A 25,893-nucleotide genomic window follows, 5' to 3' on the forward strand; every position below is an offset into this window, starting at 1 on the left:
ATGCACAAGCTGCAAGTGGAAGCCGCGCCGCAAGTTGCTGCAAAATTATGGACGCCGGCTAACATCGTCACGCTTATCCGCATATGCTTGGTCCCCGTATTCGTCGTCGTGCTCTTGAGCCCTTGGCCGCAGTGGTTTCATCTGCCTGATTTGGCAGAACACTCCAAAAGCCTCATCGCTGCCGCCATCTTCGTGCTGATATCTTGCACGGACTGGCTTGATGGCTATTTGGCGCGAAGCCGCGGCGAAGTCACCGACTTCGGCAAGTTCATGGATCCGCTTGCCGACAAAATCCTGGTCATGGCGGCCCTCTTGGCGTTAATCGAGCTCGGATCGCTTCCCAGCTGGGTCGCGCTCATCATCGTTGCGCGTGAATTCATCGTCTCGGGTGTGCGCATGGTGGCAGCCAGCAAGGGCACCGTCATCTCCGCTAGCTGGTACGGCAAGTTCAAGACGGTGTTCCAGATGATCGCTATCGTGTTGTTCACCATTAAGGACAGCTACATGATGGGCACGCTTGTCGAGGCATTTTCGGACGTGATGTGGGTTATCAGCTGGATCGTCATGGCGATCGCCTTGTTGCTTACGGTCGTGTCGATGCTCGATTACATTTCAAAGGCACGCGAACTTATCGGGTTGGCGCCTTCCAAACGAGCAAAGCGCAAGCAGAAGGCCGAAAGCGAGCAAAGCGAAAACATCGAAGAGACGAACGTGGGCGTACGAGCCGCAGATATCGAGCATCTTGCGGCTCAGGTAATTTCGCATGCCAGCGAACGGGACATCACCATCGGCACCGCCGAAAGCCTTACTGGCGGTATGATCAGCGCTGCGTTGACTTCGGTTTCCGGAAGCTCCGCCGTTGTGCGAGGCGGGATCACCAGTTACGCAACCGGAGTGAAATCCGATGTCCTTGATGTGCCTGAGTCGATCATCAACGAATTCGGCGTGGTTAGCACGCAAGTTGCTCGCCATATGGCGCAGGGCGCGTGCAAGGCCCTGACCTGCAACGTAGCCGTTGCCGTCACCGGCATTGCGGGTCCGTCCGGGGCGGAGCCGGGAAAGCCTGTCGGGACCGTCTGCTTGGCCTGCGCAAGCGATACCGGCATCACGGCTCAACGGAAACATTTCGAGGGGGATCGCAACCAGGTTCGCATGCAAACCACCTTTGAGGCCCTGCGTATGGTCGATGCGGCGGTGTGCGGGCAACAGCAGGCAGAAAGCTAGGCTTAGTCCCTTCCGCGCAACGGCGCAAGCCAGCCACGGAAGCGTCGATAACAGTTAACAATCGAACAGGTTCACCAGACAACCGTGCAAGGTTCAGGTGAACCTGTTCGGTATTTCGGGCAAGGGTTGCGCAAAAAGCTAGAGCTATGATGGTGATAAGTCGTACCGATGTTTGTATTTGGTACTTGACTATGAAACAAGCGTTCGTATAATCAATAGCGTTGCAAAGCAGCGCAAAGGAAGGGTAACCAGCGCATGAACGAAGAAAAAACCAAGATGCTCAAGGTCACAACCGACCAAATCGAATCTAAGTTCGGCAAAGGCTCCATCATGAAATACGGTGATGGCGGCCATGACCTGAACATCGGCGCTATACCCACCGGCGCATTGCCACTTGATGCAGCGCTGGGGATCGGCGGCGTTCCGAGGGGTCGAATCATCGAGGTGTACGGACCTGAGTCCAGCGGCAAAACCACGCTGGCGCTGCAAATCCTTGCCGAGGCGCAAGCGCTCGGCGGTGTCGTGGCGTTCATCGACGCGGAACATGCGCTCGACCCGGTCTATGCAGCCCGTTTGGGCGTGGATATCGATGACGTGCTCATCTCCCAGCCCGACTTCGGAGAGCAAGCGCTTGAAATCTGCGATATGCTCGTCCGATCGGGGGCAATTGATTGCGTCGTCATCGACTCCGTCGCGGCATTGGTTCCCCGAGCCGAAATCGAGGGCGAAATCGGCGATACCACCGTCGGTCTGCAAGCACGGCTCATGTCCCAAGCGCTTCGAAAACTTGCGGGCTCGCTTTCCAAATCAAATACCACGTGCATCTTCATCAATCAGCTGCGCGAGAAAATCGGCGTGATGTTTGGCAACCCCGAAACCACAACCGGCGGTCGTGCTCTGAAGTTCTTCTCCAGCGTTCGAATCGACGTACGTCGCATCGACTCCATCAAACGCGATGGCGAGATCGTTGGAAACCGTGTTCGCGCCAAGGTCGTCAAGAACAAGGTTGCGCCGCCGTTTCGTCAAGCGGAGTTCGATCTTATGTACGGTGAGGGCATTTCGCGAGAGGGTTGCATCGTCGATATGGCGGTTGAGGCTGGAGTCGCTAAGAAATCTGGCGCTTGGTACACGTACGGCGAAGAGCGCCTAGGACAAGGACGCGAAGCAGCAAAGCATACTCTGAAAGAAAACCCCGATCTGCGAGAGGAATTGGAAACGAAGGTTCGAGAAGCGTTCGACATTCCGATCATCACGAAAGAGCAGGAAGACTTCGACGCCGTCAATCCTGTGGCAAAACCTAAGGGCAAGAAATAGCCATGCATGATGCAAGGACGCAAAGCATTGCGGATTTGCGCGCACGAATCAAAGCCATCGAGACAGGTTCAGATACGAATGGGCGGTCTAGTACTCATCCCCGTCAATGCGAAGGCAACCCATTGTGTCCCGACAAGCTGGAGTGTAGGGAAGATACTATCAGCGAAATCCAGCAAAAGTCAGTGTCTTGGCCTGCTGGGTGTCCGATTATTGGCAGTTCTGAAAACGATGGGCGATTCATCGAACAGTCGAAGCAATCAGATGCAGATCGCGATCAAGCAGATTCGGCATTTGCGAAGATCCAGCGATTGCTGTGCATCCGTGAACATGCCAGTGCCCTGCTGTATAATCGGCTGCTGTCAAGCGGTTATGACGACCGTATCGCTGCCGAGGCTGTGCAGCGGGCAATCAACTGCGGGCTTGTGAGCGATGAGCGCTACGCCGATGTTTTGGTTCGAAGCAGGCTTTCTCAGGGAAAGGGGCTTCGAGGCATTGCGTTTGAGCTTGAACAGGCGGACATAGATCCCCAAACCGTGCCAGCATATCAGGAAGCGCTGTTCCGTGATTCAGGTCCTGATGAGCTAGCCCGAGCGTTGAGCCTGCTTGCCGCTAAACCGCCGAAAGCCAAACGAATTCGTGAAGCCGCATATCGAAAGCTCGTGCAGAAAGGCTATGAATCGAGTGTAGCGGCATCGGCTGCTCGAATATTCGCCGAGCAGCATGGTTGCACCACCCTCGAAACCTGTTAAATCTCGATATCTTTAAATCAAAAAGCCGGTTTCTCCTGTAGAACCGGCTTTTTTGTTCACTTGCCCTTTTCCATTTGAAAGAGAACCTTTATCATGAAAAGCAAGCCTGAGCTATCGTGCCTTATACGGCACTGTTGGAATATATAAACAAATGTATACGTCCAGTCGTTGCGCACGTACGCTCATGCCCGGTTATGCCGGGATTTTTTATGCAATGGAACCTATGAAACCCACAGTACCCGTCCAAACTCGAAAGGGGGACAAGCATGGAATCCATCATTTGGCTTATCGTTGGCGCCGTCGTCGGCATCGCCGCCGGTTTCGTCATCAATAAATTCGTCGCCAAATCTACGGCCCAGCGCGCTGCCGACGAAGCTCATACCGTTGTCGAAGACGCAAAACGCCAGGCGGAAACTTTGCGTCGCGAAGCGGTAGTCGAAGCCAAGGACGAAGCATTGAGACTTCGTCAGGAGGCCCAGGCAGAGAACAAGGAACGCTTGAAGGAGGTGCGCGCTGCAGAGCAGCGCGTCAATCAGCGCGAAGAGTCTCTTGATCGCCGCGTTGAGTCGCTTGACACGCGCGAAAAGTCTCTGGACTCCCGAGAGCATCAGATCTCTTCCATGCAAGGCCAGCTCGACCGCCGTCAGCGCGATCTCGATGAATCCGAAGAGCAAATCGGTATTCGTTTGCAGCAAGTCGCGGGCATGACCGCCGACGAGGCAAAGACCGAACTGCTCGATACGCTCAAAGATGAAGTAGCGCATCAGTCCGCTGCCATCATCCGAGATTCCGAGGCCCGCACCAAGGCAGAGGCGGACAAGAAAGCTCGTTCCATTCTCAGCCTTGCCATCCAGCGCGTTGCTGCGGACCATACGGCGGAAACCACGGTTTCTGCAATCCATATCCCTTCCGATGACCTGAAGGGTCGCATCATCGGTCGCGAAGGTCGCAATATCCGCTCCTTCGAACAGCTAACCGGCACCAACCTCATCATCGATGACACGCCGGAATGCGTCACCATTTCCTGCTTCGATCCGGTTCGTCGCGAAATCGGTCGCGTGACCATGGAAAACCTCATCGCAGATGGCCGTATCCATCCTGCCCGCATCGAAGAGATGTTCGGCAAGGCCGAGAAGCTCGTGAACCAACGCGTGCAGGAGGCCGGCGATCAGGCTGCATTCGATACCGGAATCCATGATCTGCATCCCGAGCTCGTGCGTACGCTTGGGCGTTTGCGCTACCGAACCTCGTATGGCCAAAACGTGCTTAACCACTCGCTGGAAGTTGCGTACCTGTCCGGAGTCATGGCGTCCGAGCTTGGTCTTGACCCTGTTCCGGCAAAGCGTGCGGGTCTGCTTCATGACCTCGGGAAGGCCGTTGACCATGAAGTCGAGGGTAGCCATGCGGTCATCGGTGCCGATCTTGCCCGTCGATTCGGCGAAAAGCCGTCCATCGTTCATGCAATCGAGGCACATCACAACGACGTCGAGCCCAATAGCGTCCTCGACGTGCTTGTGCAAGCCGCCGATGCCGTTTCCGCGGCACGTCCTGGTGCTCGTAAGGAAACTCTGGACGCCTACATCAAGCGTCTGGAAAAACTTGAGGAAATCGCTAATTCCTACAAGGGCGTTGAGCGTACTTACGCAATCCAGGCTGGTCGCGAGGTTCGCGTCATGGTGCAGCCTGAACTGGTCGACGAGGCTCAGACCACCGTTTTGGCTCATGATATCGCGAAGCGCATTGAAGACGAGATGCAGTATCCCGGCCAGGTGAAAGTCGTTGTCATCCGCGAAAGCCGAGCTATCGGTATCGCAAAATAACGAAAGGCGTCAACTATGGGCGACGGCAACTTTGCCTCGTTTATCGAAGACGTTTGCGGAGAAGGCCACCTTCGAGTCGAAACCGATCTCGGAGGTGGCTTCGTTCGTTTACGCAGCTCGGAAGCGGAGCGTCGACAAGCGGCGCAGGACATCCGATCTTCTGAGGACATCATCATCGAAATGCTTCGAAATGCTCGCGATGCTCACGCGTCGAACATTTTCGTATCTTGTACTCGCGAAGGGTCAACCAGGCGAATCGTCATGATCGACGACGGAGACGGCGTTCCGAAGCATCTACAGCGAACGGTGTTCGAACCGCGCGTCACCTCAAAACTTGATTCAATGCACATGGACAAGTGGGGCGTTCACGGCCGCGGCATGGCTTTGTATTCCATCGCGGTAAACGCCGAATCTGCAACTATTTCGGCATCGGATTCGGGCCTCGGGTCGGCATTCGTCATTCAAACGGATCTTAATAAACTCCCAGAGAAAACCGACCAATCCAGCTTTCCGACGTTTGAGCTCAACGAAGCGGGAACGGTAGCGGTGCGTGGTCCAAAGAATATCCTACGAACTGCGTGTGAATTTGCCATTGAATCTCGGGCCGCAGTCAATGTGTTCATCGGATCTTCAACGGATATCGCGGCCACGTTGTATGCTTTTGGGCTTGGCAAGCTTTCCGCGGAAGACAGGCTTTCCGGTGAAAACGATTCCCGATTGCCGATATGTAAACGCTTGTCGGCATGTTCGAGTCTGTCAGCTTTTCATCAAACCGCCGAATCTTTTGGGCTGTTAATGTCCGAACGTTCTGCGCGTCGTATCCTCGATGGGCAAATCGCTCCCTTATCCCCATTGCTGGCAAAAATCAAAATCGATGGATTGCAAACGACCCACGCGCTCGAAAAGGAAGGGGCCGAATCCCAAGGAAAGACCGCCAACGCTACGTCCCGACATGCAAAAGGATTGAAGCTTGCAGACGAAGATGCCGCTCGTTTCGCTCGCCAGATTTCACAAGCATACGCAGAACTGGCCGATGCGTATTATCTCGACGCGAACATCGAGCCTCGCATCAGGGTGAGCAAGGACGCCATTCGCATTACCATACCTGTGCTCATGCAGTCTTAGCGCAGGCCTTCCACATCATGTTGCGGATAGATTTCGTTATAGCTACAATTTAGCTTGCATTTAATTACGCCGAAACACACGTCAAACGGAACACGAAAAGGTGAATGCATGGATGCCGAACAACAAGCCCCGGAATCAGGGTGCCTGAAAGTTTCCTCAAAATCTTCCCCCGCATCAGTGGCAGGCGCCATTGCCGGCATGGTGAAAGACGGTGTTGGCGTTGAGATCCAAGCTGTCGGCGCCGGTGCCGTGAATCAAGCCGTGAAGGCGATTGCCATCTCTCGAGGATTCTTGTCGCCAGTCGGCATCGAAATCGCCTGCATTCCTTCATTTGCCGACATCGTGATCGATGGCGAATACCGGACGGCCATTCGCTTTGCCGTGGAGCCTCGATATACGCACGGCACGCCAATCGCCGATTCCGCTCTTGGCGAGTAATTTCATTTCACATAGCGTTGCTATTCTCGATTCGATCGGAACTGTATCCTTATGCATACTCCATTCATGAATATGACTTTTTGCGTCCGCACCTTCGGATGCCAGATGAACAAGCATGACTCCGAACGTATTGCGGGCATGCTCGAAGGCCTCGGCGGCCTTATGGTCGACACCGTGGAGGAAGCCGATATCCTGATTTACATGACGTGCTGCGTGCGCGAAGCGGCTGATACTCGCTTGTACGGTCAGGTTGCATCGTTGAAGAACATCCCCGTGAGAAGCGGGTCCCCGCTGAGCAAGAGGATCGTTGCGGTAGGTGGATGCATCGGCCAGCGCGATGGCGATGAGCTGACGAAAAAGCTCCCTCATCTTGATGTGGTCTTCGGCACGCACAATCTGGCATCTCTACCGCATCTACTTCAAGCTGTTATAGAAGAGGGCGGTCATCAGGTTGAGGTGCTCGATGCTTCTTCCTCCTTCCCGACTGAACTTCCGACAAGTCGTGAGCATTCGTGGGCTGCGTGGCTACCTATTACCATTGGATGCAATAACTTCTGCACGTATTGCATCGTTCCTTACGTGCGCGGTCGGGAGAAATCGCGCCCAATCGAAGACATCGTCGCCGAAGCGGAACGTTATGTGGCAGCCGGCGTGAAGGAGATCACGCTGCTCGGTCAAAACGTCAACTCTTATGGTCGCGACCTGTATGGCAGCCCTCGTTTCGCTCAAATTCTCAAAGCTCTGGACGAAACGGGTGTCGAGCGCCTGCGCTTCGCCACCAGCCATCCTAAAGATCTATCCGACGAGGTTATCGCGCAGTTCGGCTCGCTGCGTTCGCTTATGCCGGCACTGCATCTCCCGGCGCAATCCGGCTCGGATCGTATTTTGCAGCTGATGAACCGTCGCTATACCTCGGCGCATTATCGACAGCTTGTCAGCAAATTGCGCGATGCTTGCCCGGATATCGCCTTGTCCACCGACATTATTGTAGGATTCCCAGGCGAAACCGAAAAAGACTTCATGGACACGGCTCGTCTGGTCGATGAGATCGGATATCACCAGGTATTCACCTTTATTTACTCCAAGCGAGAGGGGACTCCTGCTGCGAGCATGGAGGATAACACCCCTCATGAGGTGATTCAGAAACGGTTCGATCGCCTGGTCGATATCGTTCAGGCTCATGCTTTCGAGAAAAACCAGCTTGACCTGGGAGCAACCATCCCGGTTTTGGTGGAGGGCTCATCGAAGCGTGACGAATTGCTTATTGCGGGTAAAAGCCCGAAGAACCAAACGGTACATGCGCCGGTTCCTGTCGGCAAAACACCCGAACAACTGGCTGGAAGCATCGTCAACGTTCGAATCAACGAAGCAAAAACCTGGTATTTGGCCGGCGATATCGTTGAATAACGCCTCAAAGGCTGCTGCAACCGTGAATGCGGCGGCGGCAGCCCTCTCGCAGCCCGTGATTTGCGTGGTAGGCCCTACCGCATCGGGGAAAACCGATGTCGCGCAACTCATCGCAACGCGTTTGGACGGGGAAGTGGTAAGCGCCGACTCCATGCAGGTGTACCGCGGCATGGATATCGGAACAGGCAAACTTCCCGAAAGCGAACGACTGGTACCTCATTATGGCTTCGATTTGGTCGATCCTGGCGAGCCGTTCTCCGCGGCATTGTTTCAAGCGTATGCGCGGGAAAGCTTCGTGGAAATCGAATCTAAGGACAAGCGCAGCATTCTAGCTGGCGGTACCGGCTTTTACGTACGCGCAGCCATCGATGCCTATGAGTTCCCCGATGGCGAGCAAATCGATAATCCGGTCCGAAATCACTGGAATGCATTCGCCGCAGAATATGGCCCCGAACGGTTGTGGAGTGAACTGCACCAACGTGACCCAGAGAGTGCGCAGTTAATACCTCCAGCAGATATCAAACGAGTGGTTCGTGCTTTCGAGCTGCTAGAAACGGGAGATAGCTACGCGATTCAAAAACAACGGCTCCAATCCTTACCGCAATGGGTCCCCGCAATGTTCATCGGTTTAGCGGTAGACCCCGATGTTTTACGCGCACGCATCCGAGCACGTGTTGACTCCATGGTAGCCAATGGCCTTATCCAAGAAGTGGAGACTTTGCTTGCATCCGGCTTCCGTGATGGAATCACTGCGCCACAGGCGATCGGGTACAAAGAGATCGTCGCTGCACTTGATGGCCGCACCAGCATGGAAGAGGCAATCGAATCCATAAAGGTGTCAACTTGCCGATACGCCAAACGTCAGCGCACGTGGTTTAGAAAAGACTCGCGGATTCATTGGCTTTGCGCAGATTCGGGGGATACCGATGCACTTGCAGATGAAGCAATATCCTTGATTGATACACTGTAAATTGTATTCACCCTTGTTAAAGGAGCGTGCGTAAAACCTCATGGAATTGGATTTTGTTAAGCTTCATGGTCTTGGCAATGACTTCGTTTTCATCGATGATTTTTCGAGAGATATCGAGCTGACGCAGGAGCAAGTCGCCTTGCTGTGCGATCGTCATTTCGGTATCGGCGCGGATGGCGTGATTATGGTGCGCCCTTCGAAACGCTCCGAGTGTGCTGCATATATGCACTACATCAACGCAGATGGCACGCTTGCGCAAATGTGCGGCAATGGTGTTCGTTGCTTTGCAAAGTACCTCGTAGACCGCGGGTTCGTGCTTGCAAGCGATGGCTCCTTCGTGGCCGACACGTTGGCGGGTCCGAAGCCGATCAGCTTTGAGGTGGACAAACACGACAAGTTGACCTTTGCCACCGTTGATATGGGTCATCCTGTTCTCGAACCGCAAAATGTACCGGTTGACTTGCCTGCAAACGCCCTCGCTGATGACGAGACGGGTTTCGTGAAAGACAGTGCTATCGAATCTCCTTGGGGGGCGTTTGCCTTCACGTGCGTCTCTATGGGGAATCCGCATGCTATCTGCTTCATCGATGATTTCAGCACACTGCCCGATGAACTGTTCGTAAGCGCGAGTGATAAATGTCTCGCAACGCTGGATCTGAATCGAATCGGCGCATATTACGAAAGCCATTCGGTGTTCCCCGAGAAAACCAATGTCGAGTTCGCTCACATCGGCAAAGATGCCATCGAGATGCGCGTATTTGAACGCGGCTGCGGTGAGACCCTTGCCTGCGGCACCGGGGCGTGCGCCACTAATGTCGCAGCAGCATTGACTGGCCGTGCTTCTAGGGAGAACGATGTCGTATTGCGCGGCGGTACGCTTCATATCAAGTGGGATACCGATGATCACGTTATGATGACGGGTCCTGCCACGGAGGCCTTCCAGGGTACCGTTGAGTTGTAGCCGCTCGTAATCGGACGACTTATGCTACTATCGACAAGCGCGGGAATGCACCTGCGCTTGTTTTCATTTTGGGGGCCACATCAAGCACAAGCCATAATCCATTCCAATATACGCATTTCAGCTTGAACCCACCGGAGAGGATTACCGATGTCGGAATATCAATCGGTCTTAGTTAAGGGTGCGAAAACAACTGTTGAAGAGAAGCGGGAAAAGGCCGTGCTTGTTGGCGTCGAACGACCCGGCATGCGTTGGAATATCTCATCTTCTTTAGCGGAGCTTGAGCGATTAGCGGATACCGCAGGAGCGGATACGGTTGCCGTTACAACACAAAAGCTTGATTCTCCAAATCCCAGGACTTTTGTGGGCAGCGGCAAGGTGGAAGAGATCTCTCGGCTTTGCCGATCAACTGGAGCAGATTTGATCATTTTCGATGACGAGTTAACGCCATCGCAGCAATCAAACCTGGAAAAGTCTGTTGATCGCGACTTGAAAGTCATCGATCGCACCGCTTTGATCTTGGATATTTTCGCACTTCATGCAACGACCAAAGAAGGACGTTTGCAAGTTCGTCTTGCTCAGAACCAATATCTGCTCCCTCGACTTCGTGGTATGTGGTCGCACTTAGCCTCAAACCGCATGGGTGGTGGCGTAGGCAGCCGATTCGGCGAAGGCGAAAGCCAGCTTGAAGTTGACCGTCGATTGGTTCGCAAGCGTATCACCACCATCAAACGCGAACTTGCACATTTGGCTGAAGTTCGAGCCGTTCAAAGGGAGAGCAGGTACGAAAGCGGGATGTTCAAAGTCTCGCTCGCAGGGTATACCAATGCTGGTAAATCAAGTTTGCTCAATCGGCTCACCAACGCCGATGTTCTTGCATACGACAAATTATTCGCTACGCTCGACTCCACTACAAGGAAATACGAACTGCTCGAAGGACGCGAAATCACGCTAACCGATACGGTCGGCTTTATTCAGAAGCTACCGACCACCTTGGTTGAAGCATTTAAATCTACACTAGATGAAATCACCGGCTCGGATTTGATATTGCATGTGGTTGATGCCTCTTCTGACGAATTTGAAGAACAGATAGTGGCAGTTGAAGAAGTCTTAGAGCAGATCAATGCCCAAACCTTACCCAGGGTGCTGGTTTTCAACAAATGCGATTTACTGACGATCGAGCAACAGGAAGCATTGGCCAATCGCTATGATGCGCTGCTCGTATCAGCGGAAACAGGGGAGGGAATAGATCAGCTTGTCGACAGGATCGCTCATGTAGCATCCGCTCAAGATACGCACCTTGATGTAGTCGTTCCGTACCAACGCGGTGATTTAGTATCGAAGGCTCACGAGCGTTGCAGGATCTTGACCGAAGAGCACATCGAAACTGGGACTCATCTGACTATGTTAGTGCCAAAAGCATATGTAGATGAGTTCAGATCCTTGAGCGATGCCAAGCAATAAATCGACAAACCACAAGTTTTAGCCACAGCAGAAAAGATGTTTTGCAATTTCAGGCGGACATCTTCGTGCCCGGGTAGCCAACGGTCCGAATGCGCGCATGCTGCATTCGGGCCGTATTTAGGTTTTATGCGGGCATTATTCAACCCTCATAGCGGTTCGTACGATATCGGCGACCCAAATACACATGCCCCATGTAGCTATATCGCATACACAATCTTCCGCGTCATCAGAGCGGCTTGTACCAACTGTTCCGACACTATCAGATTGCACGAGAAAAGGTGCCTGAACAAGTTCATATTGCGAGCATTACAACTTGAATGGCTAGCTCAATCACAGATCACGTGCTCTAGCTTGAGTAGCTATGCCCGTAGAGTTTCACTATAAACGGCGGAACACGGCAACTACCTTGCCGGCAATGGAACAATCAGTGGTGATGATGGGGTCCATGGAAGAGTTTTCCGGCTGCAGTCGAATATGATCTTGCTCTCTGTAGAAGCGCTTAACCGTAGCCCCATCGTCGATGATGGCAACAACGATGTCCCCATTGTTTGCAACCGGCTGCTCTTTGACCACGACGTAATCGCCGTCGTTGATACCCGCCTCAATCATGCTTTCCCCATGCACAGACAGCATGAAAGAAGGTGCATCGCCAACGATTTCGATAGGCAACGACATAGTGTTGGTGATGTTCTGCTCGGCAAGGATGGGAACTCCGGCCGCAACGTCTCCGACCAATGGCACGGACACGATATCGTCAAACTGAGCGTGAACGATATTCGTAGCATCTTCGGTATGGTCAAGCGGGTAGGTAAGCGCTATCGACCGCGATTTCAGCGCATCGCGCTTGATAAGGCCCTTCTCCTCAAGCGCCTTCAAATGAACATGCACGGTGGAAGGAGAGGAGAGCCCCAAAGCCTGACACACCTCGCGAACAGTGGGACCAAAGCCCTTTTCGCGGATGCATTGCTCGATGACGTCGAGCACCGCCTGCTGGCGCTTAGTGATCTTGTCGGTCATGGGCTGTCCTTTCGAGGTGAACTATAACGAACATCCGTTTGTTTTTCTGTTGACATGAACCTTTGTTCGCTCTATTATATATGCGAACAAAGGTTCTACGCAAGAGCAAAGGGGAGGAAATATGCAACACCGTGATTCTCGTTCGGCAGTTAGCGGCACAGCGGCGCTAAAGCTAGATGCACGCGTTTCATCTGCGCATATCATTCAATTTCCCGGATCTGAGTATAGCGCCCGGCAGATTGACGATACATCATCCTGTCATCCTGCCGGCGAGTCTCGACGCAGTAACGCACTCATAAGGCAAAGTGGCGACTTCCGTCAGCCATATCAAGCTGGACCTCGCGCAACTCCAACTCAAACCGCCGGCGCAATCACCTTGTTCGCGTTGCTTACCATCATCGCTGGAATTTTATGAATCATTGCCGATCCGCACTTCCGCTAAGGGCAATATCTTGTGTCACGATTTGGTGCACTCTTTTGTAACAATGTATAAACCGCTATATCTTGTATGTTAGGCTACATATCATCGAACGAAGGAGTGCGATTGTATGAAATGCCCGGCATGCGGAAACTTAGAATCCAAAGTAGTTGATTCCCGTCCGTCTGATGATGGTAGCAGCATCCGCCGCAGGCGGGAATGCCTCCAATGCGGTCGAAGGTTCACTACGTATGAGCGCTTAGGCGACAATCCGCTCATCATCATCAAATCCGATGGTTCATCCGAAGCTTATGACAGACAAAAGCTCATGAGGGGTCTCCTCATTGCGTGCGCTAAGCGGCCGATAGCTCCTGAGCAGTTGGGCGCATTGATTGATAGCATAGAAGCCGAGCTACGCAATGCATCTAAAAGCGAAATTGGCTCTAAAGAGCTTGGTGACATGGCTTTGGTGCGATTGGCGAAGCTTGACGATGTAGCCTACGTGCGATTTGCAAGCGTATACAAAGATTTTCAAAACGTAGAGGAATTTGCTGCGGCTCTTGAGGGGTTGAAGTAGCTATGGACAACGTGCGCGTCCCTATTAAAATGCTCTCACGCGATGCTCAAATCCCTCACACGGCATATAACGGTGATGCGGGAGTAGACTTGAGATCCGTCGAGCGTATTGTGTTGAAACCGCATGAACGCGCTATGGTCGCCACAGGACTCGCAATCGCGCTACCTGAAGGGTATGCAGGTTTTGTATTACCTCGCAGCGGCTTAGCTGCGAAGCACGGCATTTCTATCGTCAACGCACCTGGTCTTATCGATAGCAATTATCGTGGTGAGCTGAAGGTAATTTTGCTGAACACCGATCCCAACGATTCATTTACCATCGAAATCGGTGACCGCATTGCACAGCTCATTGTCATGCCGATCCCTACGATCAACTTCGAGCAGGTCGAGGAATTGACGGAATCGCAACGAGGAGAATCGGGTTTCGGCAGCAGTGGAATCCGCAATTAGGAGTTAACGTGGCCGATCAACAAAACAATCGTCCCAGTCCATACCTTGATGAAAATCATGAGCCTCATGGCAAACCGGAAACACAACCTAATCCCAATGATGGAAACAATCAGTTCAGGCCGAATGCCTTAGACGAACAGACGCTTAAGACAGCGCGCTCTCAAACGACGTTTGCATTTATCGCGGGCCCGTTGTCCCTATTTGTAGGTGGAATGCTGCTAGGAACTATCGGTGCGATTTGCGCGTTTTTGGCTTATCGCAAATTACACTCAATTGCTCAAAAGAGTAACGATACCGCATCCATAGCTCGCGGAATGCTCAAGTCCACGCGGACCGCATTGATTATCTGCTTGGTAGCGGTAACGCTCAACGCGGTATCCTTTGTAATTATGTTTCCCGTAATCGAGCAGATGCTTCAAAGCGGAGACTTCGCAAGCATTGCTGGCAATATGAGCGCAGGAACAGCTGCAGGAACTTCAACATGGGGCTAGGAGATATTTCCCGAACCGCGCTGAGCTTGGCTTGAGACGCATGCATAGCAGGAGCTTCATAACACCTGCAAGCCACAACGCCACCGTCTAAGTTCAAGCTGGGTCCATGTGTTTCATAACGTGTGCTCTGCTTAGGTAAACATCTCATTTCGTGCTATGATTGAACGATATTTATCATTGATAATATATGTTATGTTAACTAGGGAACTGGGATTTTGGGGGCCTGTCCATGAACTCTGTAGCACTAGATTTCAAGTCGATATCGATTCGCGTCGTCTGTATTACTACGGTTACGATCGCAGCTGTTTTTCTAATGCTTGCGTTAACAGGTTGCGGCCCCTCTAATGAGGAACGTATCGAACAAGCTGTCTCTCAACCTCTGGAAGCTATCAAAGCTAAAGATGAAGTTACCTTGACCAGCTTGCTCTCAGACGATGCTAAGCAACAGCTCTCAGACATCGGCATAGATCCTATATCGTACATATCAGCTTACCTTGATGGGTTTGACTACGCGCTTGGCCCTATCAACATTGATAAGGACACGGCAACCGTAGATCTCACCATCACCTGTAAAACCACGGACAGCATCTTTGCCGCACTGGAACAGAAAGCCACAGAAGATTTCGAATCCGGCGCAAGCGCGAACAATACTGAAGAGCAAACGCAATCCGAGGTTGCCGAAAACACACTTGACCTCATCAATGCGGCAGCACCGGTACAACATGATCCGATTACGGTAACCTTGCATAAGATTGATAAGTCATGGATTGTTGACAGCGACATCAATGGAGCATTACTGAAAGCGCTGCAAGGCTAGCTAATGTCACAAGAGCGCACAATGAGATTCAGATGCTGTATACGGATGGCACTTGATTTTCGTAAGCACATGAAGCTTATCGTTCGCAAACCTGTTCATAGAGATCAAACAGTTCAGGCAGCGTGCGCTTGATACTTACCGGCTTAAACGTGTTCGAATCAACAAGACAGTGAGTGCTCGTGCCTGTAACGCAAGGCTTAGCTACTTCCACGTCGTCACCCTGCTTAAACACCTCATATGAATACGTGGTTTTGGTGCCACGGGATTCACTGACCCAAGTGCGTACGATGGCAACGTCACCGTATCGCAAAGGCTCTCCGTAGCGCACTTCGAACGAGACGACCGGCGACATGTAGCCGGCTTGTTCAATGCGTGCATACGGATAGCCAAGCTCTTCAAGAAAGCGAGTCCGTGCGTCCTCAAAATACAGCAAATAGTTTGCATGATACACAACTGCCATCTTGTCTGTTTCCGCATATCGAACAGGTATCGCCGTGCAAACTTTCATAGCAACCTCCAAGTACCTAGCAAAACGATTAGAATGAAGCCATGGACTCAATCGTAACGTATATTGAACGTGAGCAGCGAACGTTTATCGAATCACCCGTAAATCCGGTTGATTCACTTGTGTTTTCATCGTTGTGCTATTTCAATTTTGATCAGCTTGTTCTAAAACCCGAGCTGACCGCAGTTAACTGCCTATTAGACACGCATACCTCAACGCCTGTATTGCTGTCCGACATATTAGCTTTATGCGAAGTCAACTTGCTTACCGAAGGGAGCTGGCTCAAGGACTCCGAGAACACATTGCGTTTCATTCAGGCCATCAGGGCCAGCAGGCGTTATCGAGATGTCTCCGTCGCTCTGTTCGTCGACGAAACCTCTGATGCGGTTGACAAGCAATTCTCGGCATGCACCTTTTTCTTCGAGTCCAGCCAAGGAATCATGGCATACATTGCGTTCCGAGGAACCGATGGAACGCTGACGGGCTGGAAAGAGGACTTCAATCTTTCATATAAACCGGTTATCCCCTCCCAGCGCTCCGCGCTTGCTTATGTTTCCGGCGTTTCGTCAGCAACGACCTGTCAGCTGATACTCGGCGGACATTCAAAAGGCGGAAACCTTGCCCAATACGCGGCATTGTGCACAGACGAAGGCACCTATCGTCGGATCATCGCCATATACGATCACGATGGACCTTCGTTCCTTGAAGACCCCTCCCCTCGTCGAACTACCGCTGAGTACGATCGTAAACTGCATAAACTTGTTCCCGAGTCTTCTGCGTTCGGAATGATATTGGAACGCAGCGACGATTATCGCGTGGTTCAATCGTCGGCTTCCGCTATCTTTCAGCACCACCCTTTCTCATGGATGGTCGAGGGAGACGATTTCGTCTACCAACAAGATTTGAATGCATCTGCACAGTTCTTCGATGAAGCGTTAGATACGTGGTTACGCAGCAAAACGCCTGCTGAGCGAGAGCGCTTTATTCAAACCATATATGATTTGATCACGCAAACAAACGCAACAAGCTGGGCAGATTTCCAAACCCGTCTGGGAGCGAATATGGCAACCGTGATGGGGGCTGGCTCCAAACTCGACGTCGACACCAAACAGTTCCTCATTTCCACATTAGGAAGTCTGGGGGCAACGCTGAAAAACCAAACCATAGCCCGCATTAAGGATGCGGGAAACGGTCTTCTGCAAAACGAGTCTAGAAAGCGAAGCAATCAGTAATGAGCCGATCACAAAACCCTAGCGGGCACTCTTACAACCGATTCACCGCGAAGATGGCATTCGACCTTGCTGCTCCTCACACCTGGCCAGCGTCGATAGCGCCTGTTGCAATAGCCGCCTCGTTGGCAATAGCGACGGGGTACCCGATATCCGCAACCTTGACCATCGCGCTCCTTGGCATCTGCATCCTCATGCAAAGCTCGGTGAACACGTTCAATGATTACTACGATTACGTTAAGGGCACCGATTCGTCGGATGATGATGTAGACCCTACCGACGCTGTGCTGATCTACAACAAGGTGAATCCTACCTGTGCACTGGTATATGCCATCGCTTTACTGGTTACAGCTTTTATCCTGGGCGGCTATGTGATCTATCACGCCGGACCGATTCCCCTTGCAATCGGTGTCATCGGCGCGGTTTTCGTTGTTCTCTATTCTGCTGGTAAAACCCCGATTTCTTATCTCCCTCTTGGAGAAGCGGTCAGCGGCATCGTTATGGGCGGCCTTATCCCCTTGGCGTGCTACCAGGTTCTCACCGGGTTGCTCACTCCCCTAGCTGTGCTTTGGGCGGTCCCGGAAATCCTCGGCATCGGCTTGATCATGTTCACCAACAACACGTGCGATATCGAGAAAGACGCCGTAGCCCATCGCCGTACGCTATCCGTGCTGCTGAATCGCGAAAAAGCCCGCAGGTTGTACCACGCGATCATGTGGTTATGGCTCATCGCAATCATCTTAATCGTCGGCATCTTCTTCACGCAGGGCCTGATCATGCTCCCCTTTTTACTGCTTTCGACCTATCCGCTCCTCAAAGCTTTGCGAAATAATCCTTTGGCGCCGCAAAGCCGACAAGCGGCCATGTCGCAGATTTGCTCGGTGAATATCGCCTTAGGTGCTTGGTATGCCGCTGCGATTCTGGCGAGCAATTCTGTTATCGTATGCTAGAGAGATTTACCGGACTGTAAAGAGACGAGGTTTGCTCAATGGGATTGCTTCAAATCTTTTTCGCCGTCATCTTTGGATGCGTTTCGCTGCTCGTGGCTTTTCAGCTGATGAATGGAAAATGCCTTCAGCTGGTCTACAAATATGACGAGAGCGCAAATTACCAAAAACAGCAACAAGAAGCCAAGGCTAAGGAAATCACCAGATTGGCAAGTGCCGTTACCTTCGCCTTCTTCGCCACTGATGCCAGCTTGTTGTTCTACGAACTCGGGCAGACCATGGGCGTTCCTGATCTGGCTACGATCTTCTCCCTTGTGTGCGATGTGGCCATGGTGGCGTTTCTGATCACCGTTGTTCGACTGTATGTGAAGCTTGTCGGTTCGAAAGACCCCAAAGCCAAGTTCAAAAGCAGCAATGTTCGAGTAACCATTTTCGTTTTGGCTCAATGCGTGCTTCTCAGCCTGATGGCGGTTATTTTCTGATCAGAAGGCCGTTATCGCCAGGCAATTTGAACAGGATCGCCAAACAGCTCAGGTAATTGCGCTGCATCGAACGTAGCCAGCAGCTGTTCAGGGGTTGCAGGATCGCACGTTGGGGCAAGTCCGCATATGCCTGCGATATGTCCGATAATCGCTTCCGGAGTCTTAAACCTTACGAGCAGCTCTTCAATACCGGCATCATGATCGCGCTTCGAAAGCCGGCGATTCTTCTCCGCAACCAATAAGGGGATATGCGCATAACGAGGATGATCAAGCCCGAGCAATTCCTGCAAGTATAGCTGCTGAGGCGTGGAACAAAGCAAATCAACGCCTCTCACGATGCTTGTAACGCCCTGAGCCGCATCGTCCACGACCACCGCAAGCTGGTATGCGAATGCCTGATCGGAACGACGGATAAGGAAATCTCCGCAATCATGCGCCAAGTTCTGCTCATAGCGCCCCTGCACCATATCCTCGAAGGAGTATGCGGCATCCGGTACGCGTAAACGCTGCGCTGGGGCCCTGCACAAGCTTTTTTCAGCAATCTGCTCCGCAGTCAACCCGCGACAAGTGCCAGGATAGACGAATTTCTCTCCCCTATGCGGAGCAGATGCCGCATGCAGGTCAGCGCGCGTACAGAAGCATGGGTACACCAGACCTTTGCGCTCCAAGCCGCTGAACGCCTCGAGATAGGCCTCATCCCTATCATGCTGAAAGAACGGGCCTTGATCCCAGGTAAGGCCCAACAACTCGAAATCTCGTTGCACAGCGCTGATATATTCCGCTTTAGAGCGGTCACGATCTAGATCCTCGATACGCAGAACGATCGTTCCGCCTTGGGATTTAGCAACCAGCCAAGCCGAAAGAGCAGCATAGATATTCCCCGCGTGCATCCGACCTGTCGGAGATGGAGCGAACCGCCCCACCACGGGACGGTTCGCTCCAGGTTCGAAATAATGCGACTGCGACATCATTTACTTGCGCAGATCCTGAACATGCTTGGTCTTGCCGAACGAACGCTCGATACCGCCAGGCTCGACAAGCTTGACCTTCGAAGCCACAAGCAGAACGCTCTTGAGTTCCTTCTCGATATGCTTGCGGAACTTGTCCATTTCCTCGAAGGAGTCGCTGAACGCCTCAGGCTTCAGCTCCACATGCACGACCATGCGATCCAGACCCGTTTCGTTGTCAACGACGATGCGATAATGCGGGGTCACGCCGTCAATGCCCGAAAGCACATCTTCCACTTGGCTCGGGAACACGTTCGTACCGCGAATGATGAGCATATCATCGCAACGGGAACGGACCTTCTGCATCCTTGCGGACGTGCGGCCGCACTTGCAGGGATCCGTAACCACGCGCGTCAAGTCGTGCGTGCGATAGCGCAGAACCGGGATAGCTTGCTTGTCGAGCGGGGTGAGGACCAACTCGCCCATCTCGCCATCGGCAACAGGCTCGCCGGTTTCAGGATTTACCACTTCCCACAGGAAATGGTCCTCAGCGATATGCTGCATATCGCGTTCAGCAAGGCACTCGCCCGACACGCCAGGTCCCATGACCTCGGTCAGACCGTAATTGTCCGTGCAAACGATATGCATACGGGATTCGATTTCGGCCTTGAGACCCGGAGGGCATGGCTCTCCGCCGAACAGACCGACGCGTAGCGTGGAGGTCTCCCAGTCGTAGCCCATCTTCTCGCCGACTTCGCAGATATGCATGGCGTAAGAAGGCGTAGCCACCAGCACCGTCGTGCCATAATCCTGGATCATCTGGATTTGGCGCTCGGTATTGCCCGAGCCGGCAGGGATCATCATGCAGCCAAGACGCTGCAGGCCGTAATGCAAGCCGAAACCGCCGGTGAACATGCCGTACCCGAATGCCATCTGCACGCGGTCGGTAGGCACGACGCCCGCCATCTGCACCAATCGCATGATGCAATCGTTCCAAACGTCCATGTCGTGGCGGTTATAGCCCACCACGATGGGCTTTCCCGTGGTGCCCGAAGACGAATGAAGCTCCACCACCTCGTCCAAAGGCACGGCGAACATGCCATACGGGAACGTCTTGCGCAGCGCATGTTTGTCGGTGAAGGGGAGCTTGCACACGTCCTCCAAGCACTTGATGTCGGAAGGCTTCACGCCCATCTCGTCCATCTGGTCGCGATACCACGCAACTCGCTCATAGGTCCACTCCACCTGCGCGATCAGCTTTTCAAGCTGAATGGCGCGGATGCGCTCACGCGAACAGCATTCCACATCCGGGTTATGAACGGGCAGCTCATTGAAGCGACCCTCAGAGGCCGCGCGAAGCGCTGCGCCCTTTTCCGTGATATCGATCATGAAACAACACCTTATCTAGCGTGCGAGGTTAGGCAATACCGGCCGTCATGTGAAGAAAATCCTTCTGATCAAGCAGCTCAACGGGCTGATCGGCCAACAGCTTCTCCGCTTGATCAAGGTCTTTGACGTACAGGCAAATATACGTGGAGATCAGCGAATAGCTGTACTGCACGTTGATGCCGCACGAGGAGAGCACCTTCAAAACACGCGCCAACTCGCCAGGCTTGTCCTCAAGACGAAGGCACAGCACAGAGGTTTTCGTGGCAGCGCAATTCATATCATGCAACACCTGCAGCGCGCGATCGGGGTCATCGACTACGAATCGCACGATGCCGTAATCGCAGGTGTCGGATGCGCTATAGCCTCGAACGCTGACGTTTGCCTGCGTGAACGCATCAACCACACGGGACAAATGCCCCGGCTTGCTTTCAACGAACACGCTGATCTGCTGAACGCTCATTATTCGGCCCCCTTTCGGGCAAATTCATAACCGGCATCGAATGCGCGAAGGTTCGCTTCGACGGTTTTGGGAGGAACGCGCTTTGAGATGACTTCCTTCCATACCTCTTCGGAGAAATCCAGGCGCGTGGCCAGAGCCCCGAGCAGCACCACGTTCACCGATTTCGAGGTTGCCACCTGTTCGGCGATAGGGCCCGCGGGGATAAGCGAAGCACCCGCGGCCTGCAGCTTCTCGCGCGCGTTTTCAGGCATGCCGGCCTTGCCGGTGAGCACGGGCAGCGGTTTGATGTCCTCGTCAGCCACCAGCAGATAGCCGCCTTCGCGAACGAAGGGCAGATTGCGCAGCGCCTCGGTGGTTTCAAAAGACACCACACAGTCGACGCACCCGTGGTCGGCGACCATGGTTGCGACCGGCTCGGTTCCGAAACGGACGACCGTGGTAACGGCGCCGCCGCGCTGGGACATGCCGTGGATCTCAGAAACCTTCACGTCGTAGTTGCTTGCAAGGGCCGTGCGAGCAAGCAGGTCCGCGGCAAGGATGGTGCCCTGCCCGCCGACGCCGCACAGCAAAACGGTAGTTGCGTTGGACATGGGCTATTCCCCTTCCTTGGCCGTGGATACGATGCTCTTGAACGCGCAATACTGCTCGCATTGTCCGCAGCCGATGCACATGCCGCCGTCGATGACAGCATGCCCGTCCTCGGTCTTGGCGATGGCCGGGCAGCCCAGCGTGGTGCACACGCCGCACGCAGTGCACGTATCCGCAACGGCATACGCAGGCTTGCGGATACGGTCGATGAGCACGCAGGGGCTGCGGAACACGATAACGGACAGCTCATCGGAGCGCGTGGCCTCGCGCAGGGCAAGACGGACAGCCTTCATATCGTTGGGGTCGACGGTGCGCACATCGGGCACGCCGATGGCATGAAGCACGCTTTCCAGGTCAAGCTCGCGCGACGGACGATGCTGCAGCGTTTCGCCATTGAAGGGATTGCCCTGTCGGCCCGTCATAGCGGTGGTACGGTTGTCGAGCACGCAAACAGTCCCAGCGCCCTTGTTGTACACAGTGCTGATAAGCGCCGAAAGGCCGGAATGGGCGAAAGTGGAGTCGCCGATGACGGCGACCACGGGGCGATGCTCGGTGCCCGCCCAAGCGAGTTCGAAGCCATGGGACATGGAAACGGAGGCGCCCATGTCGATGCATGTGTCCATTGCGGACAGCGGGGGCAACGCACCCAGCGTGTAGCATCCGATATCGCCGGTGACGACGGCCTTGATGCGTGAAAGCTCCTTGAACACAAGGCGATGCGGGCAACCGGCGCACAACGCGGGCGGGCGGCCCGGAACGTCGGCAGGAGCTTGCGCATGCGCGGGAGCTTCCTGACCGAACGCCGTGCGGATAAGTCCGGGAGTCAGCTCGCCGTCACGCGGCAAGCCGCACGGGAAATCGGCGACGCGAACGCCCAGCGCACGCACCGCGTCGGTCAAGTAGGTCGAACCTTCCTCTACAACGTACAGCGCGTCCACGCCTGCCGCGAACTTACGCAGCGCCTGCGCGGGCAAGGGATACGTGACGCCAAGCTTGAACACCGATGCATCTGGGAGAGCCTCCACCACATGCTGGTAGGCAGCACCGGCGCACACCACGCCAACAGCAGCGCCCTTGCGCTCGACGCGATTGAACTCGCAGGTTTCAGCCCATTTGGAAAGCTGCTCGATGCGCTCAAGCTGCACCTTGCGACGCGGCTTGGCGAACGCCGGCATCATAACCCACTTCGCCGGGTTGCTTTCGTAGGGCTTAAGCTCGTGCTCGGTACGCGGACCGCGCTCGACCGGGGTCTTCGTGTGGGACACGCGCACGGAGGAGCGGATGAAGAACGGCACATCGAAGCGCTCGGACAGATCGAAGGCGGTGCGGGTGAACGCCAAGGCCTCCGCGGAATCGGCGGGATCCATCATGGGGATATGAGCCGCCGCTGCATAGTAATGGGAGTCCTGCTCGTTTTGGGAGGAGTACATGCCGGGATCGTCGGCGGCAAGCACCACATACCCGCCGCCGACGCCGGTATAGGCGGCGGTGAACAGCGGGTCCGCCGCAACGTTGACGCCGACGTGCTTCATGGTGGACAGCACGCGCGCGCCGGCCGCGCTTGCGCCGACGCCCACCTCGACTGCGACCTTCTCGTTGACGCACCATTCCGCGTACACGCCGTCCATCTTCGCAAAGGTCTCAAGCGTTTCGGTGGAAGGCGTGCCCGGATAAGCAACGCCGATACGGCAACCGGCTTCCCATGCGCCTTGAGCTATCGCCTCGTTTCCTGATAACAGTTCCATGTCGCTCCCGTCTGTGAAAACGCGCGAACGCGTTTATCCGAAACCGCGGACTCCCGCGGCGTTACTCTTCTTTGTACACCAAGCAGAACGCGCCGATTTGCACGACGTCGCCGTCAGCCAGGAGATACGTGTCGATGCTGTTGTTGTTCACCCATACCCCGTTAAACGATGCCTCATCCGAGATCTCGTAGCCCGAATCCACCGGCTCGACGGAGGCGTGCGTGCGGGAGACGGTCATATCGTTGAGGAAGATGTCGCACTGCGGGCTGCGTCCGATGCTGAGCTTTTGGTCCCCAAGCTTGAACGACACGCCGGTTTGAGGCCCGCGGACCACGTGAAGCACGGCCGTGGGCTTGGTCTTCGCGGCGGCGACCAGCTGGTCTTCGCCGAACTGCAGCGGTGCGAAACGCTGCGTGGAACCCTGCAGCTTGAAGCCGCAGTGCGGGCAGGCCGAATCCTCGGGACCTACCGGATTGTTGCATACCGGGCATACATTGGCCATGATAGCTCCTTCCTACATGCCGCTATTGCGTCGACGTGGATTTGTCCACGATAAGCGGCGTGGTGTTCAAAAGCTGCGAGGTTGCCGTTTTATCCTCGCCAGAGAAACCGCGCATGAACCTGTCGAAGGCGATGCCGATGCCCTCGAAGAAGTTCGGGGCGGCAACGTCCTTGCACGCCACCAGATCTTGCGTGGCGATGACCTGGTTGCGCTGCTTGAACGTGACGGTTCCAACGACCTGACCCGCCTTCACCGACCCGTGCAGCTCGTTGAACTGCACGGTTTGGCTGACGTTGCCGTTCAAGTCGAAGACCTCCACGGCGCTTTGCGGATCGGAGAACGTAGCGGGCACCGTACGGTCTATCCAGTCATCATGCGCCACCTGAGCCACCAAGGGCACGGAGGTGCCGTTCATCTGCGTGTTCTGGTCGCAATTGGCAAGCTGGTAAGACTTGCGGTGCTCAAATACCCACTCTACGAGCTCATCCGCATCGAAAAAGCGCTGGCTTTCCGACGTCGACCCCAATACGATAGCGTACAGCTCCTGCCCGTCTTTGTTGACGGCGCCCGCGAACGAAGCGCCGGCCTTCTCGGTGTAGCCCGTTTTAACACCGATGGCATCATCGTTGATATCGAAGAAACCGTCGGTGGTTTCAAGGAACACATCGGCTGTGGACCCGCCGCGTTTTACCGTGATGGTGGTGGACCCGCCGCCGACTACCGAGCGGAACGTCTGGTTGGTCATGGCGTAGGCGACCACTTTGGCCTGGTCGGCCGCAGTGGAATGCAGGTTGCCGTCATATTGGTCGAAGTCGAGGCCATGCGGGTTCTCGTATACCGTGTTCGTGCAGCCGAGCTTTTGCGCCGTGGCGTTCATCTGCGCAACGAACGCCTTCACATCGGAATCGCCAGAGGCGGTGCCGCTCGACCGCAAGGCCGCGCCGACAGATTCGGCGATGGCGATGGCGGCGTCGTTGCCAGACGGCACCAACAGCGCGTACAGCGCCGTTTTAAGCGTCATGGTATCGCCTTCTTGCAACCCGGCGGAGGACTCGCCCACCGCGGCGGCATCCGCTGAAACGGTGATGGTGGAATCCAAGGACGTCAAGCCGGAGGCCACGGCGTCGAGCGCCACCACGCCCGTCATGATCTTCGTGACCGAGGCAATGCAGGCGGCATCGTCGGCGTTGCGCTCGAAATACACGGTGCCGTCGGTATCCACCACGATGGCGCGTTCGGCGTCGATGTTCGGGCACTGCGCCACGGCCAAGCCGCGAGCGTCGACCGTTTCGCCCATGACGACGTCTGCTTTGCGCACATCGGCGTACGCATCGCCGACGCCGCAGGCGACGGGGGTGAGGGCCAGCACGAACACAAGCACGCACGCGATGGCGCGTGCGTGCTTGTTCAGCCCACTATGCAACGTGAAGCTAGTCGACAATGTACACATCCTCCGCGGAAACGGGCGCAAAGCCGGCATCGGCGAGCTTGCGTTCGATTTCCTCGTCTCCTGATACCTTCAATACGTCGATAGCGTGCCCGCCTTCGACCGACATGCAGTAACCGTATTCAACGTTGACGTCGCACTCGTCCAAGAACTCGAGCAGCGAGGCCAAACCGCCCGGCACATCCGGGACGCGAACGGCCATGACCGGCGTGACGGCGGCTCGCCAACCGGCAAGCGTCAGCTTCTCGGCGGCTTTGTTAGGCGTATCGCACAGCATACGGGCCACACCGAAATCCTCGGTATCGGCCAGATACAGCGCGTGCATGTTGACGCCGGCATCCGCGACCGCACGGGTAGCTGCGGCCAGACGGCCCTTTTCGTTCTCCAAAAAAACGGTGAGCTGGGAAATCATAG

Annotated in this window: 27 protein-coding genes; 17 read left to right on the forward strand and 10 right to left on the reverse strand. The window is 54.6% G+C overall.

All coding sequences use genetic code 11. From position 1 onward, the window contains the following. The 10 genes from pgsA (at nucleotide 1) to hflX (ending at nucleotide 11,469) form a co-directional block, all read left to right on the forward strand. Nucleotides 1–1,224: a CDP-diacylglycerol--glycerol-3-phosphate 3-phosphatidyltransferase gene (gene pgsA, locus DW178_RS00760; RefSeq protein ID WP_118349237.1), complete on the forward strand. Its 1,224-nt coding sequence runs from the start codon at nucleotides 1–3 to the stop codon at nucleotides 1,222–1,224. A gap of 255 nt (nucleotides 1,225–1,479) precedes the next feature. Then, nucleotides 1,480–2,538, forward strand: a complete 1,059-nt coding sequence (gene recA, locus DW178_RS00765; protein ID WP_114620798.1) for a recombinase RecA — start codon at nucleotides 1,480–1,482, stop codon at nucleotides 2,536–2,538. A 2-nt stretch (nucleotides 2,539–2,540) separates the two neighbouring features. Beyond that, on the forward strand, nucleotides 2,541–3,287 hold the full coding sequence (locus DW178_RS00770; protein WP_118349238.1) for a regulatory protein RecX: 747 nt from the start codon (nucleotides 2,541–2,543) through the stop codon (nucleotides 3,285–3,287). 266 nt (nucleotides 3,288–3,553) lie between these two features. Further along, nucleotides 3,554–5,107, forward strand: coding sequence for a ribonuclease Y (gene rny, locus DW178_RS00775; protein WP_042434182.1), 1,554 nt, complete (start codon nucleotides 3,554–3,556; stop codon nucleotides 5,105–5,107). A 15-nt stretch (nucleotides 5,108–5,122) separates the two neighbouring features. After that, complete coding sequence (locus DW178_RS00780; protein ID WP_118349239.1) at nucleotides 5,123–6,232, forward strand: ATP-binding protein; 1,110 nt, start codon at nucleotides 5,123–5,125, stop codon at nucleotides 6,230–6,232. Between the two features lie 108 nt (nucleotides 6,233–6,340). Next, nucleotides 6,341–6,670: a stage V sporulation protein S gene (locus DW178_RS00785; protein WP_118349240.1), complete on the forward strand. Its 330-nt coding sequence runs from the start codon at nucleotides 6,341–6,343 to the stop codon at nucleotides 6,668–6,670. Nucleotides 6,671–6,721: 51 nt separating this feature from the next. Then, nucleotides 6,722–8,077 carry a tRNA (N6-isopentenyl adenosine(37)-C2)-methylthiotransferase MiaB gene (miaB, locus tag DW178_RS00790; protein ID WP_118349241.1) on the forward strand — a complete coding sequence of 452 codons (1,356 nt, stop codon included), beginning with the start codon at nucleotides 6,722–6,724 and terminating at the stop codon, nucleotides 8,075–8,077. A gap of 22 nt (nucleotides 8,078–8,099) precedes the next feature. Further along, nucleotides 8,100–9,047 carry a tRNA (adenosine(37)-N6)-dimethylallyltransferase MiaA gene (gene miaA, locus DW178_RS00795; RefSeq protein ID WP_286168428.1) on the forward strand — a complete coding sequence of 316 codons (948 nt, stop codon included), beginning with the start codon at nucleotides 8,100–8,102 and terminating at the stop codon, nucleotides 9,045–9,047. A gap of 40 nt (nucleotides 9,048–9,087) precedes the next feature. After that, nucleotides 9,088–10,008 (forward strand): diaminopimelate epimerase, encoded by a 921-nt coding sequence (gene dapF / locus DW178_RS00800; protein WP_118349243.1) that lies wholly within the window; start codon nucleotides 9,088–9,090, stop codon nucleotides 10,006–10,008. Nucleotides 10,009–10,155: 147 nt separating this feature from the next. After that, the gene (hflX, locus tag DW178_RS00805) at nucleotides 10,156–11,469 is read left to right on the forward strand and encodes a GTPase HflX (protein ID WP_118349244.1); all 1,314 of its coding nucleotides are present in this window, start codon (nucleotides 10,156–10,158) and stop codon (nucleotides 11,467–11,469) included. 378 nt (nucleotides 11,470–11,847) lie between these two features. On the opposite strand, the gene lexA is transcribed toward hflX, so the two are convergent. After that, on the reverse strand, nucleotides 11,848–12,486 hold the full coding sequence (gene lexA / locus DW178_RS00810; RefSeq protein ID WP_118349245.1) for a transcriptional repressor LexA: 639 nt from the start codon (nucleotides 12,484–12,486) through the stop codon (nucleotides 11,848–11,850). A 548-nt stretch (nucleotides 12,487–13,034) separates the two neighbouring features. Here lexA and nrdR point away from each other — a divergent pair. The 4 genes from nrdR (at nucleotide 13,035) to DW178_RS00825 (ending at nucleotide 15,238) form a co-directional block, all read left to right on the forward strand. Beyond that, nucleotides 13,035–13,481 carry a transcriptional regulator NrdR gene (gene nrdR / locus DW178_RS00815; RefSeq protein ID WP_042434204.1) on the forward strand — a complete coding sequence of 149 codons (447 nt, stop codon included), beginning with the start codon at nucleotides 13,035–13,037 and terminating at the stop codon, nucleotides 13,479–13,481. A gap of 2 nt (nucleotides 13,482–13,483) precedes the next feature. Next, on the forward strand, nucleotides 13,484–13,930 hold the full coding sequence (gene dut, locus DW178_RS00820) for a dUTP diphosphatase (protein WP_118349246.1): 447 nt from the start codon (nucleotides 13,484–13,486) through the stop codon (nucleotides 13,928–13,930). Nucleotides 13,931–13,938: 8 nt separating this feature from the next. Beyond that, nucleotides 13,939–14,421 (forward strand): hypothetical protein, encoded by a 483-nt coding sequence (locus tag DW178_RS11095; RefSeq protein WP_147363782.1) that lies wholly within the window; start codon nucleotides 13,939–13,941, stop codon nucleotides 14,419–14,421. 229 nt (nucleotides 14,422–14,650) lie between these two features. Next, entirely contained in the window at nucleotides 14,651–15,238 is a 588-nt protein-coding gene (locus tag DW178_RS00825; RefSeq protein ID WP_118349247.1) for a hypothetical protein, read from the forward strand. Nucleotides 15,239–15,314: 76 nt separating this feature from the next. Here DW178_RS00825 and DW178_RS00830 read toward each other — a convergent pair whose 3' ends face one another. Continuing rightward, nucleotides 15,315–15,746: an acyl-CoA thioesterase gene (locus DW178_RS00830; protein ID WP_118349248.1), complete on the reverse strand. Its 432-nt coding sequence runs from the start codon at nucleotides 15,744–15,746 to the stop codon at nucleotides 15,315–15,317. A 41-nt stretch (nucleotides 15,747–15,787) separates the two neighbouring features. Here DW178_RS00830 and DW178_RS00835 point away from each other — a divergent pair, with 41 nt between their 5' ends. The 3 genes from DW178_RS00835 to DW178_RS00845 are packed head-to-tail and all read left to right on the forward strand — an operon-like array spanning nucleotide 15,788 to nucleotide 18,401. Continuing rightward, on the forward strand, nucleotides 15,788–16,975 hold the full coding sequence (locus DW178_RS00835) for an Mbeg1-like protein (RefSeq protein WP_118349249.1): 1,188 nt from the start codon (nucleotides 15,788–15,790) through the stop codon (nucleotides 16,973–16,975). Next, complete coding sequence (locus DW178_RS00840; RefSeq protein ID WP_286168429.1) at nucleotides 16,975–17,922, forward strand: prenyltransferase; 948 nt, start codon at nucleotides 16,975–16,977, stop codon at nucleotides 17,920–17,922. The genes DW178_RS00835 and DW178_RS00840 overlap by 1 nt, the downstream gene beginning before the upstream one ends. Nucleotides 17,923–17,960: 38 nt before the next feature. Continuing rightward, entirely contained in the window at nucleotides 17,961–18,401 is a 441-nt protein-coding gene (locus DW178_RS00845) for a hypothetical protein (protein ID WP_118349250.1), read from the forward strand. 11 nt (nucleotides 18,402–18,412) lie between these two features. On the opposite strand, the gene gluQRS is transcribed toward DW178_RS00845, so the two are convergent. From gluQRS to DW178_RS00885, 8 genes are all read right to left on the reverse strand, one after another. Next, complete coding sequence (gene gluQRS, locus DW178_RS00850; RefSeq protein ID WP_286168430.1) at nucleotides 18,413–19,372, reverse strand: tRNA glutamyl-Q(34) synthetase GluQRS; 960 nt, start codon at nucleotides 19,370–19,372, stop codon at nucleotides 18,413–18,415. Then, nucleotides 19,373–20,737 (reverse strand): phenylacetate--CoA ligase family protein, encoded by a 1,365-nt coding sequence (locus DW178_RS00855; RefSeq protein WP_118349251.1) that lies wholly within the window; start codon nucleotides 20,735–20,737, stop codon nucleotides 19,373–19,375. A gap of 28 nt (nucleotides 20,738–20,765) precedes the next feature. Continuing rightward, on the reverse strand, nucleotides 20,766–21,197 hold the full coding sequence (locus tag DW178_RS00860) for an ACT domain-containing protein (protein ID WP_118349252.1): 432 nt from the start codon (nucleotides 21,195–21,197) through the stop codon (nucleotides 20,766–20,768). Then, entirely contained in the window at nucleotides 21,197–21,787 is a 591-nt protein-coding gene (locus tag DW178_RS00865; RefSeq protein ID WP_042434236.1) for an indolepyruvate oxidoreductase subunit beta, read from the reverse strand. Before DW178_RS00865 ends, DW178_RS00860 begins: the two co-directional genes overlap by 1 nt. A gap of 3 nt (nucleotides 21,788–21,790) precedes the next feature. Beyond that, the gene (locus DW178_RS00870; protein ID WP_118349253.1) at nucleotides 21,791–23,530 is read right to left on the reverse strand and encodes a thiamine pyrophosphate-dependent enzyme; all 1,740 of its coding nucleotides are present in this window, start codon (nucleotides 23,528–23,530) and stop codon (nucleotides 21,791–21,793) included. Nucleotides 23,531–23,591: 61 nt separating this feature from the next. Beyond that, complete coding sequence (locus tag DW178_RS00875) at nucleotides 23,592–24,032, reverse strand: FHA domain-containing protein (protein ID WP_042434243.1); 441 nt, start codon at nucleotides 24,030–24,032, stop codon at nucleotides 23,592–23,594. A gap of 22 nt (nucleotides 24,033–24,054) precedes the next feature. After that, nucleotides 24,055–25,473 carry a D-alanyl-D-alanine carboxypeptidase family protein gene (locus DW178_RS00880; protein ID WP_286168431.1) on the reverse strand — a complete coding sequence of 473 codons (1,419 nt, stop codon included), beginning with the start codon at nucleotides 25,471–25,473 and terminating at the stop codon, nucleotides 24,055–24,057. Next, the gene (locus DW178_RS00885) at nucleotides 25,463–25,891 is read right to left on the reverse strand and encodes an ACT domain-containing protein (protein WP_118349255.1); all 429 of its coding nucleotides are present in this window, start codon (nucleotides 25,889–25,891) and stop codon (nucleotides 25,463–25,465) included. The genes DW178_RS00880 and DW178_RS00885 overlap by 11 nt, the downstream gene beginning before the upstream one ends. Nucleotides 25,892–25,893: the final 2 nt, after the last annotated feature.

The organism is Eggerthella sp. AM16-19 (genome assembly GCF_003474385.1).
Lineage (GTDB): Bacteria > Actinomycetota > Coriobacteriia > Coriobacteriales > Eggerthellaceae > Senegalimassilia.